This is a genomic window from Pseudarthrobacter sp. TE3704 (genome assembly GCF_056279405.1).
This window is the reverse complement of the sequence record NZ_JBWCCJ010000007.1, coordinates 195,915-211,967: the sequence shown is the minus strand read 5'-3', so window position 1 is coordinate 211,967 and position 16,053 is coordinate 195,915. Positions and strand designations below refer to the sequence as shown.

The 16,053-nt window shown below is 59.8% G+C and carries 12 protein-coding genes; 11 read left to right on the top strand and 1 reads right to left on the bottom strand.

Features of this window, described 5'->3' with window-relative positions; translation table 11 throughout:
- Positions 1-395 precede the first annotated feature (395 nt).
- The 3 genes from ACZ9BC_RS18540 to ACZ9BC_RS18530 all read left to right on the top strand — a co-directional run bounded on the left by ACZ9BC_RS18540 (position 396) and on the right by ACZ9BC_RS18530 (position 4,906).
- Entirely contained in the window at positions 396-1,154 is a 759-nt protein-coding gene (locus tag ACZ9BC_RS18540; RefSeq protein ID WP_476247215.1) for a hypothetical protein, read from the top strand.
- A 1,182-nt stretch (positions 1,155-2,336) separates the two neighbouring features.
- Positions 2,337-3,434: a tartrate dehydrogenase gene (locus tag ACZ9BC_RS18535; protein WP_476247214.1), complete on the top strand. Its 1,098-nt coding sequence runs from the start codon at positions 2,337-2,339 to the stop codon at positions 3,432-3,434.
- A gap of 275 nt (positions 3,435-3,709) precedes the next feature.
- A complete protein-coding gene (locus ACZ9BC_RS18530; RefSeq protein ID WP_476247213.1) occupies positions 3,710-4,906 on the top strand; it encodes a glycerate kinase in 1,197 nt (398 codons plus the stop codon).
- 18 nt (positions 4,907-4,924) lie between these two features.
- Here ACZ9BC_RS18530 and ACZ9BC_RS18525 read toward each other — a convergent pair whose 3' ends face one another.
- Positions 4,925-5,875, bottom strand: coding sequence for a LysR family transcriptional regulator (locus ACZ9BC_RS18525; protein WP_476247212.1), 951 nt, complete (start codon positions 5,873-5,875; stop codon positions 4,925-4,927).
- A gap of 436 nt (positions 5,876-6,311) precedes the next feature.
- Here ACZ9BC_RS18525 and ACZ9BC_RS18520 point away from each other — a divergent pair, with 436 nt between their 5' ends.
- From ACZ9BC_RS18520 to ACZ9BC_RS18485, 8 genes are all read left to right on the top strand, one after another.
- Positions 6,312-8,165: an FAD-dependent monooxygenase gene (locus ACZ9BC_RS18520; RefSeq protein WP_476247211.1), complete on the top strand. Its 1,854-nt coding sequence runs from the start codon at positions 6,312-6,314 to the stop codon at positions 8,163-8,165.
- Positions 8,162-9,058: an alpha/beta fold hydrolase gene (locus tag ACZ9BC_RS18515; RefSeq protein WP_476247210.1), complete on the top strand. Its 897-nt coding sequence runs from the start codon at positions 8,162-8,164 to the stop codon at positions 9,056-9,058. Before ACZ9BC_RS18520 ends, ACZ9BC_RS18515 begins: the two co-directional genes overlap by 4 nt.
- Positions 9,059-9,160: 102 nt before the next feature.
- The gene (locus ACZ9BC_RS18510; RefSeq protein WP_476247209.1) at positions 9,161-10,510 is read left to right on the top strand and encodes an MFS transporter; all 1,350 of its coding nucleotides are present in this window, start codon (positions 9,161-9,163) and stop codon (positions 10,508-10,510) included.
- Between the two features lie 23 nt (positions 10,511-10,533).
- Positions 10,534-11,487 (top strand): NAD(P)-dependent oxidoreductase, encoded by a 954-nt coding sequence (locus ACZ9BC_RS18505; protein WP_476247208.1) that lies wholly within the window; start codon positions 10,534-10,536, stop codon positions 11,485-11,487.
- 85 nt (positions 11,488-11,572) lie between these two features.
- Positions 11,573-12,514, top strand: a complete 942-nt coding sequence (locus ACZ9BC_RS18500) for a 3-carboxyethylcatechol 2,3-dioxygenase (RefSeq protein WP_476247207.1) — start codon at positions 11,573-11,575, stop codon at positions 12,512-12,514.
- Positions 12,515-12,838: 324 nt separating this feature from the next.
- On the top strand, positions 12,839-13,330 hold the full coding sequence (locus ACZ9BC_RS18495; protein WP_476247206.1) for a hypothetical protein: 492 nt from the start codon (positions 12,839-12,841) through the stop codon (positions 13,328-13,330).
- Positions 13,331-13,452: 122 nt separating this feature from the next.
- Positions 13,453-14,118 (top strand): FUSC family protein, encoded by a 666-nt coding sequence (locus ACZ9BC_RS18490; protein ID WP_476247205.1) that lies wholly within the window; start codon positions 13,453-13,455, stop codon positions 14,116-14,118.
- Between the two features lie 857 nt (positions 14,119-14,975).
- Positions 14,976-15,959 carry an SMP-30/gluconolactonase/LRE family protein gene (locus ACZ9BC_RS18485; RefSeq protein WP_476247204.1) on the top strand — a complete coding sequence of 328 codons (984 nt, stop codon included), beginning with the start codon at positions 14,976-14,978 and terminating at the stop codon, positions 15,957-15,959.
- Positions 15,960-16,053: the final 94 nt, after the last annotated feature.

Below are 16,053 nucleotides of genomic sequence, written 5' to 3'. Positions count from 1 at the left end.
ATCTTGGTTGGGACCTATTCCGAGACTCTCTATGAGACGTCAGGTCCCGGGGTGAGCGGAACCACTGAATACCACAGTGCTGACATCGACTACCTAGTCGACAAAGATACTTTCACCGCGCACGGCAAAGCGTTTCTTCGGCCGGTTCTGACGACTAATGTTTCCGGGAGTGGGTTCCACGAGGTTCCCGCCGATGTTCCCCACGAAACGCACATAGGGGAAAGGTCATTCGTTGCGACTCTATTGCTCACATCTCCCCCGGTGTCGGAACGGGCCACAATGTACGCATCGGATGAAATCCGGCCGAGTACATACGAGCGTCCCGCACTCAGCTATGAGCAGAAGAAGGGGCTCCTTAGTCGCTTGGAGCAGGAACTCAGGATGAGGGTATCGCGTTGAGGGCAGTTCGCATTTGGGCACTACAAGGACTTAAAAAATTCCTCAAGCGCATCGATTTCTGGGCCCTGATCGTGGCTGCCGCTTATTTCACGTTCGCAGGCTTGACGAGCAAGCGATACGAGGAACTAATCCCCATCATCGTTGCACTGCTTGGCTTGCTCGCGGTATCCCAATTCAGAAATCGTGCAGATGTCGTGGACGAGGTTAAAACGTGGAAACGGGAAAGGACAGACCTCTTTTCGTCCAAGTTCCCGCAAAGATATTTGGATGCTCAATCCAACGTCTCACACAGCTACTTCTACACGGTTGCAACGATGCGACGCACGATAACGAACATGCACGAACACCTCACGCGCATCCTGGAACACCGCGGTTCAGTTCAAATACTCTTACCAAACCCCAGTAATGAGCGTCTGTTAGGGATAATTGCCGAGACTCATCCCACCAAGGATGCCCAGGGCATCAAGGCCGACATCGAGAATGCGCTGCGGCTCGCCCAAGAGTTGGAAGCAGGCAAAGGCGCCGTCAAAATCCGCACTATTGACTTCGTGCCACATATCGGAATCAATGCCATGGACGTCGACTTGCCGGACGCGTTGATCATGGTCCAGATGTACGAGTTTAAAGGGAAATCCGAACGGGCGCCGATCTTCCTTCTGGACAGAGATGACAAGGAGTGGTTCAAGCACTTTAAGGAGCAGATCGATCGCCTATGGGATAGCGGCACGGACTACCCGCCTACTATGTCGCCCTAGCCTCCGCAACCTTTGGCTACTGCGCGACGCGGCCATCGATACCGAACTCGTCAGCTTCACCATGGCTCTGGAACTCGTTTAGGGGAACCTCGGAGTCGCCGTCCCACCAGAATCGGCGGTGCGGGGGCACCCGGCGTCAGCCCGTGCACCAGCACCAATCACCAATGCCGACCTGAACTGGAGGACCCAGCTCGCCCAATCTATGGCACGCACGCTCCCCACAGCAGTAACCGTCCTGATTCAGGCGCTCACCGGCACGGCACCACCGGACTGGAATGACCGTCCAGGCATCCGTCTGCCAGCCTGGTTCTGGACACCGGCGCGTGCGGGCAGACGGGCGGCAGGACTTCGAGATCATGAGGTTTGGGATGTTCAGCCACTTCTGCGGATCGTGGACGGTCCGCTGCGGACTTAGATTGGACCGCACCTCAAGCTGACAGGTGGCGCATAGGGTGGGGTCATCAGAAGTGCGGGACTTGATTTGCGGTCGACCGCGATCCCAGTTCCAGCGTCCACAAGCGGGAAAATTTCCATGGCTTATCCACCGCTACTGCTGTTAGGGGAGCTACCCTTACGGCTCCCAAATTAGTCTGCCGTGGATCGCCCGAATTGGCCCCAACAGCGGATGCAACAGGGTCACCGCTACGAGTTTGTCGAGCTCAGCCAGGTTGACGAAATCTTCATTATCGGCTCTTCAAAACAGGCGGGGGAGTGCCTGAAAAAGGGGCTGTTTCTTGTCAATGTTCTCGGCGTTTCTCCCCGGACTCCGGTTGTCAGAACTGCTCGGCCAGCGCCAGGTACACGGAAATGTCCAAGGAAGGAAAGCAGGTCAAAAGGCCCCACGGAAGCCGGTTATGTCGCCCATCCCTGCGACCGATCGCCCAAGACGACGTCAATATCTCCCTCGTACCTTGGGACACGGCCTAGGCGTTTAGGCCATCCCCGTAAGTCTTCCGGTACTGCGCAGCCATCCTCGCCGTAACGGTCATGACGCGGGCAACCGCTGTTACAGCGTTTCGCGGAGGCGGTCTTCCGTTGTCTTTTCGGTAGGCACTGCCTATGAACCGCATCGGAATTCCGTCTTGGACGCAGAAAGGTCGTCGATCGTCTACTTGTGAAGGAACAACAGTGCGGCGCTCCAATGCGCTTGCGCGAAAGTAACACTGACAGGAGACAAGCCACATGACGGCTACCCAGAATTTCCACATCGCCTCTATCCCCGCCGACGGCGTGGGCAAAGAGGTTGTTTCCGCAGGACGCCGCGTCCTGGACGCCCTTGCCGCGAACTCTAACGGCAAGTTCGCCTTCGACTGGACCGAGTTCCCCTGGGGTTGCGGCTACTACGAGAAGACCGGGCAGATGATGGACCCCAAGGGCCTGGAAGCCCTGAAGGACTTTGATGCCATCTACTTCGGAGCCGTCGGCTGGGAAAACGTCCCGGACCACATCAGCCTCTGGGGCCTGCGCCTGAACATCACCCAGAACTTCGACCAGTGGGCCAACATCCGCCCCGTGAAGTTCCTCCCCGGGATTCAGTCCCCGCTCCGCAAGGCTGACAACACCGAGCTCGACTGGGTAGTGGTCCGCGAAAACAGCGAAGGCGAGTACGCCGGCCTGGGTGGACGGAACCTGAGCGGCCGCGGCCCCGGCAACGAGGTCGCCCTGCAGACCGCGCTGTTCACCGAAAAGGGCTGCGAGAGGATCATGCGATTCGCCTTCGACCTGGCCCGAACCCGAACCGTGAAGAAGGTTTCCTCCGTCACCAAGTCCAACGCCCAGCAGTACGGCATGGTCCTCTGGGACGAAGTCTTCAACCGCGTGGCCCTGGACTACCCGGACGTGCAGACCGAAAGCGTCCTCGTCGACGCCATGAGCGCCAAGTTCATCCTCAAGCCCGAGGACCTGTCCGTCGTGGTGGCCTCCAACCTGAACGCCGACATCCTCTCGGACCTCGGTTCGGCGCTTGCCGGCAGCCTGGGCCTGGCCGCCAGCGCCAACCTGAACCCGGAGCGCCGCTTCCCGTCCATGTTCGAGCCGGTGCATGGCTCCGCCCCGGACATCGCCGGCCAGGGCATCAGCAACCCGATCGGCGCCATCGCCTCCGCCGCCCTGATGCTGGACCACTTCGGCCTGCATGAGGAAGCCCGCCGGGTTGAGGCCGCGGTCGAGGCGGCGACCGGCTCGGGTTACCTAACCCGCGACGTCGGCGGCGAAGCGACGACCGACGACGTGACCGAGGCGATCATCAAGGCGCTTAGCCACTCCTTTGCCACTCTCTGAAGACCTCGTTAAGCCTGGGACTGGGTACGACAGTACATTCTTAGTAGGTGCCCTTTCCCAGGTTTCGGCCGAAACGGCTGTAGGCGAGCGAATGGTCCAGGTACTTATCCTCTTGGTGCTTTTACTGAACCCAGAGGATAAGTAGAGAGTTGGATAACGCACCGCTCCGTTAATGACTAAGTCGGACGTCCGCCCGCCAGTGCACTTGAGCTAACCTCCCTCAAACCCCATCCCCGCCCTCCGACTCGGCGGCGGCCTACTCGAGGCCTTCTGATATGTACAACATCACTGAATCTCCCAAGATCGCGCGGATTCTTATTGCCCCGGATAAATTTAAGGGCAGCCTCACTGCTACGGAGGTCGCCGACGCCCTGGCAAACGGAATTCGTTCCACCGTGTCGGTGACGCCTGTCCAATGCGAGATACTTCCCCTGGCCGATGGAGGCGACGGCAGCGTGGATGCCGCCGTCTGGGCAGGCTTCACACGCCACACATTCACAGCGGCCGGCCCGACAAGCCAGCTGGGCACTTCTAGCCTCGCGTTCGACGGCACCACCGCAGTGGTGGAGGTTGCAAACACATGCGGGTTGGGACGTTTGACGGATGAGACGTTCCAGCCCATGGAGGCGTCCAGCCAAGGCTTCGGTGAAGCACTGCGATTCGCCTTGGGTCTGCATCCGGCCAAAATAGTACTTGCCTTGGGCGGCAGCGCGAGCACGGACGGGGGCATGGGGATGCTGGCAGCGCTGGGCTTCACGTTTTTAGATGCGCAGGGCACGAGTTTGCGCGGCAGTGGAGCGAACTTGGCACGTATCGCATCCATCCGGCGCGAGTATTTACCCGCTCTGCAGGGCGTGGAGCTAACTTTTGCCAGTGATGTGACCATCTCATTGCTGGGTCCCGATGGTGCAGCTGCAGTCTTTGGGCCCCAGAAGGGCGCCTCACCTGAGCAAGTCGCCGCGCTCGACGCCGGGTTGGCGCACTTAGTCTCTCTTCTCCCCAGTGCAGGGTTCACCGAAGCCGCCGAGCTGGCGTCGCGCGAGGGTGCCGGCAGCGCCGGGGGTGTTGGTTACGCCTGTCTGCTGCTTGGGGCCCAACAGGTATCAGGGGCGGAATTCTTTCTTGATTTGCTCGATTTCGATGCCCGAGTCGAGGGCTGCGATCTTGTTATTACGGGCGAGGGAAGCCTCGATGAGCAGACCCTGTGTGGGAAACTACCGGCCGTGGTTGCCCGCCGCTCGGGTGTGCGGCCAGTGGTCGCCGTCGTTGGGCGCTCCCGGCTCGCAAAGGAGCGGTGGGCCGACCTTCCAGTTACTGGGGTTTACCAACTGGCCGAGTACACATGGCAGGACCCGTCAAAGGACCCAAAGCTGTCAGCGGAACTCCTGAGGCAGATCGGACAGGATATCGGAGAGTATGTAAGCGTCCAAAGTGATCACGTCCAGGCTGGAGTCCGATACGCCGAAGGGTGAAAGCCGTGGCGGGGGGCTTTACGTGGTGGGCCTACCACCGTCGAATTCAACTGGGCCCTGGTGACGGTCTGATGCGTACTCGGCGGCGACTGCAAGGAATGCGAGAGCCGCCGGGGTCAGATCGGCCTGTCGGCTGAGGAGGGCTACATGCAGCACGGACGGGGGCTCGATGCCAACAACGCGCAAACCGAGCTGTCGAGCCGTCGGCGTCCACGAGGTGGGCATAATTGCATGACCAACGCCAGCCAGGACTAGCGGCAGGACAGATGTTCGATGTGCCACCTCCACAACGACCTCCGCGCGTACTCCCCCGGCGAGAATGTCATCTACGAGCCACCGCATCAGCGACCCCCGCTTCGAGACCACGACGCGGTGCCCGTCAAGGTCCTCCCGCGCCACGACCTGACGATCTGCCCCGAATGTGTCTGCCTGAGGGTTGATTATCAGTACCAGGGGTTGCTGCTCAAGGTGCATGACATCGACTTCGGCTGACCGGAATGGACGGCCTGCACCCAGAATTCCAATTTCGGCAGCCCCATTGCGCACTCCGTCAGCAACCGCCTCAGGCGTGAAGGCAGCCTCGACACTGATAGTCACGGACGGGTGCGCCTGCGCAAATCTGGCAATCATGGACGTGAGTGGCTCAACTGCCGGGGACGGCATGGCCACCACGTCCAACCGGCCGGTTCGGACACCTCTCAGGTCGCCCACGGCCGATCGTGCCGCCTCAAGATTCCTTAGCACCACTCGCGCCGGTCCGACCAGTTCCTGGCCAGCCTCGCTGAGGACCACTCCACGGCCAATCCTGTGGAAAAGTGAAACACCTAACTCACGCTCGAGCCCCTTGATCGTCTCTGAAAGTGAAGGCTGGGCTATAAGCAACTGATCCGCGGCCTTCGTGAACCCCTTGTGATCCACAACAGCCAGGAAGTATTTCAGCTGTCTGACGTCCATACTGTCTACCCTCATTCCTGCGTGATGTACGTGATGTACTTGTTGAAATTGCAGGGCTTCCAGCACTTTCACGAAATGGAGCGCGGCGGTCGGCTGTTCCTTGTAGGTCAGGACCTGAGCAGAAGGCACCGTCTGTGGCGGGTCGCTGTTGTCGTCCTACCCGGTGCTAAACGTCCCGGCTGCGCGATGACCCCTTACGTTTCCCGCTTGGTTCGCTCACCAGGGGTGCCGACCTGACCCATTACTCTTTCCTATCGAAAGTCTAAACAGTCTGCTCCCAGCATTCCGGTTTCACCCTACGCTCAGGCTGCCATGGCCCAGTGCGCCTGCACTGATAGGGGTATCCTATCGCCCGCATCGGAAAACGGTCTTGGACGGCGAAGGCTGTGACCGGCTTCACTTGTTATATCCGTACTGACAGGAACAGGTCAGAATTCATTTTTGGAGCGTAATGAACGACAAGACAGACACCGACGTCATCGTCGTAGGAACAGGCCCAACGGGAAGTACTGCAGCCCTGGCACTTGCCACTTACGGCGTGCGGGTACACGTGATCAACCGTTGGAACTGGGTGGCCAACACCCCGCGCGCGCACGTCATCAACCAGCGCGCTAACGAGGTTTTTCGGGACCTCGCAGTCGAGGACCAGATGCTTGAACGAGCCACCCCTTGGGAGCTCATTGGAGATACGACGTTCAGTACAGGCCTGACCGGTACAGAAGTCGCTCGACTGCGCACTTGGGGAACCGCAGATTCCCGCCGCTCCGACTACCTATCGGGGAGCCCGTGTCCCATCGTCGACCTGGGACAACCGGAGGTTGAGTCGATTCTCGTAGAAGCGGCTGCCGCACGCGGCGCGCAGTTTTCGTTCAATACCGAATACTGCGGTCATGAGGAAGACGATGAGGGCGTCACTGTTCGACTGCGGGACTCCCTTAGCGGGCATGAGTGGACCCGCCGGGCGAAGTACCTCATTGGCGCTGACGGCGCCAAGTCAAAGATCGCCCAGGAAATAGGGCTTGAAATCGTTGGAGAGCACGCACGTGCCGGCCAAATCTACGCGCGGTTCAATGCCGATCTGAGCCACCTTGTCGCACACAGGCCGGCCGTTCTTCACTACGTCCTGCAACCGGCTCTTGGATACGGCGAGATGGGGCTGGGCGTTCTTCGTGCCGTTCGACCTTGGGACCAGTGGATGGCCGGGTGGGGGTTCGACATGAGCGCGGGCGCCCCCGACCTTGACCACGACCGCGCCCTTGAGCAGATTCGAACCATGGTCGGCGTCCCGGATCTCGAGGCTGAAATTGAGTGGGTGTCACCGTGGTACGTCAATCAGGCGCGGGCAACCACTTACGGCCGTGGACGGGTCTACTGCGCTGGTGACGCCGTCCACCGTCACCCACCGTCCTCCGGCCTCGGGTCGAACACCTGTGTCCAGGACTCTTTCAACCTTGCATGGAAGTTGGCCTACGTCATCCAAGGCTGGGCAGGGGCGCGCCTTCTGGATAGTTACACCACGGAACGGGCGCCCGTCGGAGAGCAGATTGTGGCACGTGCTAATCAGTCCCGCTTCGACTACGCCCCCCTTCGGGCAGCCTTCGCAGCTGAGGGGCCCGACCCTGTTGCCGCCGGAGTAGCCAGGCTCACCGCCCCTACCTCCGAGGGCGCCGCTGCACGCGCCGCACTCGTAAAAGCCTTGGACCTAAAGAACTTTGAGTTCAACGCCCAAGGGGTCGAACTCAACCAGCGTTATGAATCGAACGCCGTTCTGCCGGACCCCAGCCAGGCAGAGTCCGAAGAACTCTGGGAACGAGACCCGCAACTGCACCTTCAGGCCACTACCCGCCCGGGGGCCAAGCTTCCCCACGTGTGGCTCACACGTGAAGATGGCCACCGAAAGTCAACCCTCGACGTCGTAGGGCATGGCCGCTTCAGTCTCGTCACCGGCCTATCCGGCACTGCCTGGAAGACCGCCGTTGACTCCCTCGACCTGCCCTTCCTCAGCCTCGTCACCATAGGTGACCAGGGAGCACAGGACCTCTACGGCGATTGGGCACGAATGCGGGAAATCGAAGAGGCGGGAGCACTGCTGGTCCGTCCCGATGGCTATATCGCCTGGCGCCACAACGCCGACGTCTACGACAGTGCTGAAGCGCAGACTTTGCTAGCCAGCGCCCTGGACAACGTCCTTGACAACTCTGCAGGCTCGCTGCCGCCCAAGGCACGAAAGGCATCAGAGGACTCGACGCCGAAACTGCAGCCCATCTTCCTCGACGCAACACAGCTGAATGGAGTACCTTCGTGACCACCTCTTATAGCTCCGTTTGGAGTGACCTGGCCCAAACAGAGTTCAGCCAGGGATTCCTGCAAGCAGGTCCCTACCGAACCCGATACCTGCACGCCGGCTCTGACGACAAGCCGCTGCTGCTCATGCTGCACGGCATCACCGGTCATGCCGAGGCATACGCCCGGAACCTTGCGGCCCACGCTGAGCACTTCAACTGCTATGCGATCGACTTCATCGGCCACGGATACTCCAGCAAGCCTGACCACCCGCTGGAGATCCAGCACTATATCGATCACGTGCTCGAAGTGATGAAGGCGCTCAATTACGACAAAGCCTATTTCACCGGAGAATCCTTAGGCGGCTGGGTCACCGCTCGCTTCGCGCAGCTCCACCCCGAGAAAGTCGAGCGCATTGTGCTCAACACCATGGGCGGCACCATGGCAAATCCGGTCGTCATGGAGCGGCTCTACACGCTGTCAATGGAGGCAGCCAAGGACCCAAGCTGGGAACGCGTCCAGACGCGACTGGAATGGCTGATGGCAGACCCCTCCATGGTCACAGACGACCTTATTCGTACCCGCCAAGCGATATTCGAGCAGCCCGACTGGCTTATGGCCTGCGAAATGAACATGGCACTGCAGGATCCCGAAACCCGCGCGCGAAACCTGTTCAGCGACGACGATCTGCGCTCCATCAAAGCCGAAGCCCTGGTCCTCTGGACCACCAAGGACCCGTCAGGTCCTGTCGACGAGGGCAGGCGCATTGCCTCTCTGATGCCCCGCGCACGGCTGGCCGTCATGGACAACTGCGGACACTGGCCCCAATACGAAGACACTGAGACCTTCAACCGTATCCACTTGGACTTCCTCCTTGGAGGGCACCCCGCCACCCCTACAACTGAAGTCCGATAAACACCACCGCGCAACGAAGCGCACCCATCTGCAACAACCGGTGCAGTCCAACGCTGAACTGCACCGGTCGTGCAAACACACTCTTCCGAAAGGAAAACCCCCATGTCCCAAACTTCCTATGCGAAGCGGCAACGAGTATTCGCCGCAAGCGCGATCGGAACAACGATCGAATGGTACGACTGGTTTGTCTACGCCACGGCTGCTGCCCTGGTCTTCAGCAGCCAGTTCTTCAGTGCATTAGACCCAGCGACGGCTCTGCTGACGTCAATGGCGACAATAGGCGTGACCTTCCTGGCGCGGCCAGTCGGAAGCGTTATCGTCGGACACTTCGGTGACATTCTCGGCCGAAAAAAAATGCTTGTCTTCACGCTGGGAATGATGGGTGTCTCAACCTTCCTCGTTGGCCTGCTCCCGACCTACTCCCAGATCGGATTTTGGGCACCGGTGGCGTTGGTGATCCTGCGCTTCCTCCAAGGATTCAGCGCCGGCGGTGAATGGGCAGGAGCGGCACTCATGGCTGTAGAACACGCTCCCGCAAACAAACGAGGCTTCTGGGGTGCATCCGTTCAAATCGGGACGCCCGCCGGGCTGATCCTGGCCACTGGAAGCTTCCTGTTGATCGCACTGGGTACAACAGAAGAACAGTTCCTCGCTTGGGGCTGGCGCATCCCATTCTTCGTAAGCATCATCCTGGTTGCCATTGGCTACTACATCCGCGCCAAAATCGACGAAAGTCCCGCCTTCGCGGAGATGAAAGGCCAGACACAGAATGACACGGCTCCTATTCTCGAAGTGTTCAAGATCCACAAGAGAAGGCTGGCAATCGGCGCCCTGACGTTCTTGGGAACGAACATGGCAGGATACATGTTCATCTCCTTCATCCTGTCCTATGCAACGAACACTCTCGGTATGAACCGTTCAGACGTTCTGCTGATGCAGACCATCGGTTCCCTCTTCTGGGTAGTGACGATTTTGATAGCCGGCAGTCTGACAGACCGCATTGGGGCACGGAAACTGTTCATCGCCGGGTTTGTAGTCCAGGTGCTGGCAGGAATTCCCTTCATGCTGTTGGTGAGCACAGGCCAGCTCGTGCTGATGTACCTCGCCGCGGGCTTGCTCATTACCGGACTGGGGCTGACGATGGGCCCGCAGTCCGCCCTGTTCGTGTCCCTCTTCCCCACGCGCGCCCGCTATTCAGGAGCCTCAATGGCGTACGCTCTGGGTGCCATTCTTGGTGGAGGGCCGGCACCCTTCCTCGCCACCTACCTCATCCAGCGGTACGAGTCGGCACTCATCGTCGGTATCTACATCGCAGCCACGGGCCTCGTCTCACTCATCGCCGCCCTTGCAATTCGCAGGTCCGACCTCGCCGGGCTGAGCCACGGACCGGACCAGACGACGCACGGTGATGCCGAAACCAAACACGAAAACATCACCGCCCCCCTGCCATGACATCCTGCCAGGAGGACTACCTGATGCGGGTCGACCCCGGCACGCTGGCAACGACACTCCAGCGCAAACCGGAGCTGGTGCTGGTCTCCGGGCCAGGGATCATCGCTGAGGCCGTCATCGCGGGCGGCGGACTCGTCATAACCAACCCAGCGCAGGCCGACGGCGTAATCGCCGGATTCGACGTGAACCCCCATGAGCTCGAAACAGTGCTACACGCTGCGCCGGGCGTCAAATGGGTACAACTCGCACGGGCGGGGGTTGAGGCTTTCCTGCCCCTCATTCTCAAGAATCCTCAAATCGTTTGGACCAGTGCAAAGGGATGTTACGCAAAACCCGTCGCTGAACACGCACTGGCCCTTACACTCGCGCTACTACGGCATCTTCCACGGAGGGTATACGCCAACTCGTGGGGCACAGCAGCAGGAATCTCGCTGCATGGTGCGGATGTTCTGGTGATCGGCGGGGGCGGGATTGCGCAGGAAATCATACGGCTGATGAATTCCTTTTCGACGCGTGTAACCGTCGTTCGCCGAATCCCGAAAGCTGTCGACACCGCCGACCGTACAATCGACGCCACAGGTCTGCACTCCGCCCTTCGGACCGCCGACGTCGTAATCCTCGCCGCAGCACTCACGCAGGAATCTAGGGGAATGATCGGCGCGCCAGAACTGGCGCTGTTAAGGCCAAACGCCATCCTGGTGAACGTTAGCCGCGGTGAACTGGTCGATACGGATGCCCTTGTGCTCGTCCTCAAAGCGGGCGCGATTCTGGGCGCTGGCCTTGACGTCACAGATCCTGAGCCCCTCCCGGAAGGGCACCCGCTTTGGTGCGAACCGAGGGCACTGATAACACCGCACACGGCAGACACGATGGAGATGAGGGGTCCTCACTACGCCGAAAGAGTCAGCGAAAACGTGCGTCAGTTCGCATTTGGTCTGCCCCTCAACGGACGGATCGACCCGAATGCAGGATACTGACGCCTCCCGCCCTCATCCCTCAACGGGCTTCGCCGGCCCCGGCCATTGATTTATCCCAGGCAACACGAAGGAGAAGACAAATACCATGACTCAGGCACTGCTTTGCATGTCGCACAGCCCCCTGCTGGAGCACGCCAATCCGTCGGCCGATGTGAAGGCTGGCGTCGAGGCCGCTTTCGACCAAGCCCGCGCTTTCGTCCAGGATTTCGATCCGGACTTGGTGATCAATTTTGGGCCCGACCACTACAACGGATTTTTCTACGACCTCATGCCCCCCTTCTGCGTTGGGTACCAGGCAAAAGGCACCGGGGATTTCGACTCATTCAGTGGAAACCTCGATGTGCCCAGCGAGATTGCCGAAGAACTCGCCCAGTTCATCATTGATCAAGACATTGATGTTGCCATTTCCCGGCAAATGGAGGTCGACCACGGAGCCGTGCAGCCGATGGAAATCATCTACAACGGCGACCCAGCGGCGAAACCGGTCATCCCGATCTTCGTCAATTCAGTGGCCCGCCCCTTCGTAAAAATGCGCAGGGTCCGCCAATTCGGCACAGCTGTTGGTGACTACTTCAGGAACACCGACAAAAAGGTACTATTCATCGGTTCCGGCGGCCTCTCGCATGACCCCCCTGTCCCCCAAATCGCCACCGCTACAGCTGAACAGCGGCGTTTCCTTACTGATGGGCGCAACCCCACCCCGGAGGCGCGGGCAGCCCGACAAGCCCGCACCATCGCTACTGCAAAGGCTTTTGCCAAAGGTGAAGCCGACATCATGGAGCTCAACCCCGCTTGGGACCGGGAATTCCTGGATGTCTGCAGGTCAGGCCGGATCGAGGATTTCGACGGCTACACCGCCAACGAAATGGACGCCGTTGCTGGGCACTCCTCCCACGAGGTGCGCACTTGGGTGGCAGCCTACTCAGCGCTGCGAGCATGCGGCGAATACGAGGTGACTTTCGAGTTCTACAAGCCAATCAAGGAGTACATCGCTGGCTTCGGCGTCACCACTGCCGTGCTGAAATAGAGCCTCCCTGCTCCCCTACGTCGTCGGGCGTCTGGGATCCACACATCGCCAACGAAGGCGGAGCTATCACGGTTAATTCAACGCTTCCGAGCCTGAGGATTGTGGCGAATACCCTTCTGCCCCTGACAGCGGGTTACGTCAGCAGGACGTAACCCGCTCCCAGCGTTTGCTTCAAGACAGAGTGCAGTTTCAATGACACAGCAACCCGCTATTTCCTCATGATGTGCACATCTCCGAACCCGAAAAGCTGGCCCAGCAGGCCAAGCTCATGGAATCCTACGGTGCTCACTGCGTCTACGTCACCGACTCCGGTGGAGCCTGACCATGGAAGGTGTCCGGCAGCGCGTCCGCGCCTACCGTGACATCCTGAACCCGGAAACCGAGATCGGCATCCACGCCCACCAAAACCTGTCCCTCGCGGTCGCCAACTCCGTCGTCGCCGTCGAAGAAGGCGCCTACCGCGTCGACGCCTCCCTCGCAGGCCACGGCGCAGGCGCCGGCAACACCCCCGTAGAGCCCTTCGTCGCCGTCGCCACCCTGCACGGCTGGGAACACGGCGCGGACCTCTTCGCACTTCAGGACGCGGCAGAAGACCTCGTCCGGCCACTGCACGACCGCCCCGTCCAGGTCGACCGCGAAACCCTCACCCTGGGCTACGCCGGTGTCTACTCCAGCTTCCTCCGCCACGCAGAACACGCCTCCGCCCGCTACGGACTGGACACCCGCGACATCCTCGTCGAAGTCGGCAAACGCCAACTCGTCGGCGGCCAGGAAGACATGATCACCGACGTCGCCCTCGACCTCCCGCCTACGTAATAGGTCGCGTCAAGCTCCCTGCGCTGACTCTCTAAATGAAGCAGAAGCAGCGCACATAAGGTTAGTATCTAGTCGAACGAGCCCGGCAGGACGGTCAGAGTTGCCTCCAGTCGCGCGGCTTTGTGAATGCCCAAGCGCAATCAGCGACAGCAGACCTTGACTCGGCAGCTATAAGTTTGCTGGTAACCCTTGCAGGTGGCGCCATCGGGCTTGGCGGGCGCCGGAGCGGTCATTCCAGCCCTCACCGCGCTGACCCCGTCACTTTGCCGCGTTTGCCGTTGCCCGTGATTAGTGTTCACGCCTATGTCTGCTCCATTGCCGCCGCCGCCGCCGGGCTGCTGAGCCTGGGAGGAGGCCTCGCACACCCCTACTGGGCAATGGTCTCTGCTATTGTTCCCGTTGCGGGCTCAACTACCGCCGGGCAACTAACAAGGGCCGTTCACCGACTGGTCGGGACATTCCTTGGTCTTGGAGTCACTGCGTTGATCCTCCTCCCGTCGCCGGACGTCGCCGTGCTGATAGTCGTGCTCGCTCTCCTCACGGCTGGAACAGAGCTGATGGTAGCGCGCAATTACGGTCTAGCGATGCTCTTTCTAACGCCCCTCACCATCGGCATGATGTTCCTCAATAATCCGCAACCCCTTGGACCACTTTTGGCAGATCGAGCTCTAGAAACCTGCGTGGGCCTAGCAGTCGTGAACGTATTGATAGTGCTGACCCATCCTGTGAGACATCCGGCTGATGGAGCAGAAAAAACCCGACTAAACCCGAACCACAAACAGCTGTAACCGTGAAGAGGCGGGTCAGTCCCTATGACCGGCCAGCGCCCTCTTGCAATGTGTAGAACTATCTGGGCTCTCACGGCCAGTCGCCCGGCAAGCCTCGCCGACACCGGACGTTAGGAGGAGCACGGCGTCTGTGCAGAATGTTATTGAGTCCCCTGACCCCGCAGTGGGGATACAAGGGTGTGCATGCCGAGCCCTACCTAGGATGCCTTTCCGAGCAGTCACCGAGCTGGCCCATCTGAAATACCAAGCTGGCTCGAGCCTAAGTCTTGCCCTCTGTAACCGCAACGCGTCCCTAGTCAGAGGCAAAACATTCCGGCCGTTTAGGTGCCTTGCGTCTGTGTCAGGACCCCTGTCGGTGATGGTCGAAAAGTGAGCCGTTGTGATGGCCGCGAAATGGCTCACTTTTCGACCATCGCTGACAACCCCACCGATCGTGGCTGACAGTCATATCCGTTGTCCTGGTTGCCGATTTTCTGTTCTCACCATTCGCGGCATATTTATGGGCAAAAAGGCAGCTCCAAAAAGCGTGCCACGTGGCCCAGGAGTGTTTCGAAACCCAAGTATGAACACAGCATGTTCAAACCGGTGAGCTACTTGGCAAGGGCACCGTTTAGGGGGTCCCAAAACAAACCCCTCCGAAGCTACCCACGACGCAGCATTTCCACCGGTCGAAAGGTGACCGAGTCCTTCGGAAGACTCGTAAGCATGATCTTCGTCTGGACCATATGTGCGAATTGGTTACGGCTTGAGTGCCAGGAGGATAGCCCGGCGACAGTCACTTGGATCTCCTCCAGTGAACACTAATCTGTATCGCAAACCCCTTGACGTTCGTTATGTGGTCTGCGAATAATTGGACCATGAAGCTTGCTACCTCAACGCCTGACGCCGTGGACCCTCTGCCCGAGCCCGTCCTAGTGAATAAGGTGACGACAATTGCCTCAGGCCTTCGATTTCCGGAGGGCCCAGTGGCATTAGACGACGGTTCGTTCCTTGTGAGCGAAATGGAGAGCGGCACGATCAGACACATCGACGCCACGGGACACTCTCAGCTGCTGGCGGCTTGTGGCGGGGGTCCGAATGGGTCTGCCATTGGTCCTGACGGGGCGCTCTATGTTTGCAATGGAGGAGGGTTCGATTGGACCGAGGTTGACGGCCGTCCGATGCCAAAGGGCGATACCCCGCCAAAGTACCAGGGGGGTGGGCGAATCGAACGAGTCGACCTCGCGACGGGTACAGTCACTGTGATCTATAGCGAATGCAATGGCCGCCGCCTAGCCAGCCCAAATGACATCGTCTTCGATGCCGGGGGAGGATTCTACTTCACGGACTCGGGGAAGAGTACCGAAGAAACCCGGGACAAGAGCTTTCTGTACTACGCCGCTGCAGACGGTTCGCTCATAAGGGAGATCTCCCGCAACTTTTTCCATGCCAACGGAGTTGGCATCTCCCCCGATGGCCAGACAGTTTACGTTGCCGAGACCGACACCGGTCGACTATGGGCCCTGGATGTAATTGAGCCTGGGATCCTGGCGACTGGAGAGGGCCTACTGGGCCCTGTTGGACGCTGCCTTGGAAGGGCCCCACTCGATCAAAAGCTTGATTCCTTGGCCGTTGACAGCGAAGGATTCATTTGCGTGGCGGCAATACAGCCAGGTGGAATCCTGCGCTTCTCACCGGACGGTAGAAGTATGGAATTCTTCCCTCTGCCCGATCCTTTGACCACCAACATCTGCTTTGGGGGCGATAATATGGCAACTGCGTACGTAACTCTGTCGTCTATGGGGCAGTTGGCACAATTTCCTTGGGTTGTTCCGGGTGCCCGTACCGCATTCAATGCCTAATGGGGCCAGCGTGCCATCCTTGAAGCCGGGCGCCCCGTCACTGCCGCCTGCCCATCTGGTATGGCTTCTATCTCGAAGGGACGGCCGATTTTGG

Bases quoted from the DNA above. Each gene is read 5' to 3' on its own strand.
- ACZ9BC_RS18535 (WP_476247214.1), top strand. From the start codon at position 2,337: ATGACGGCTACCCAGAATTTCCACATCGCCTCTATCCCCGCCGACGGC.
- ACZ9BC_RS18530 (WP_476247213.1), top strand. From the start codon at position 3,710: ATGTACAACATCACTGAATCTCCCAAGATCGCGCGGATTCTTATTGCC.
- ACZ9BC_RS18525 (WP_476247212.1), bottom strand. From the start codon at position 5,875: ATGAGGGTAGACAGTATGGACGTCAGACAGCTGAAATACTTCCTGGCT.
- ACZ9BC_RS18520 (WP_476247211.1), top strand. From the start codon at position 6,312: ATGAACGACAAGACAGACACCGACGTCATCGTCGTAGGAACAGGCCCA.
- ACZ9BC_RS18510 (WP_476247209.1), top strand. From the start codon at position 9,161: ATGTCCCAAACTTCCTATGCGAAGCGGCAACGAGTATTCGCCGCAAGC.
- ACZ9BC_RS18505 (WP_476247208.1), top strand. From the start codon at position 10,534: ATGCGGGTCGACCCCGGCACGCTGGCAACGACACTCCAGCGCAAACCG.
- ACZ9BC_RS18500 (WP_476247207.1), top strand. From the start codon at position 11,573: ATGACTCAGGCACTGCTTTGCATGTCGCACAGCCCCCTGCTGGAGCAC.
- ACZ9BC_RS18495 (WP_476247206.1), top strand. From the start codon at position 12,839: ATGGAAGGTGTCCGGCAGCGCGTCCGCGCCTACCGTGACATCCTGAAC.
- ACZ9BC_RS18485 (WP_476247204.1), top strand. From the start codon at position 14,976: ATGAAGCTTGCTACCTCAACGCCTGACGCCGTGGACCCTCTGCCCGAG.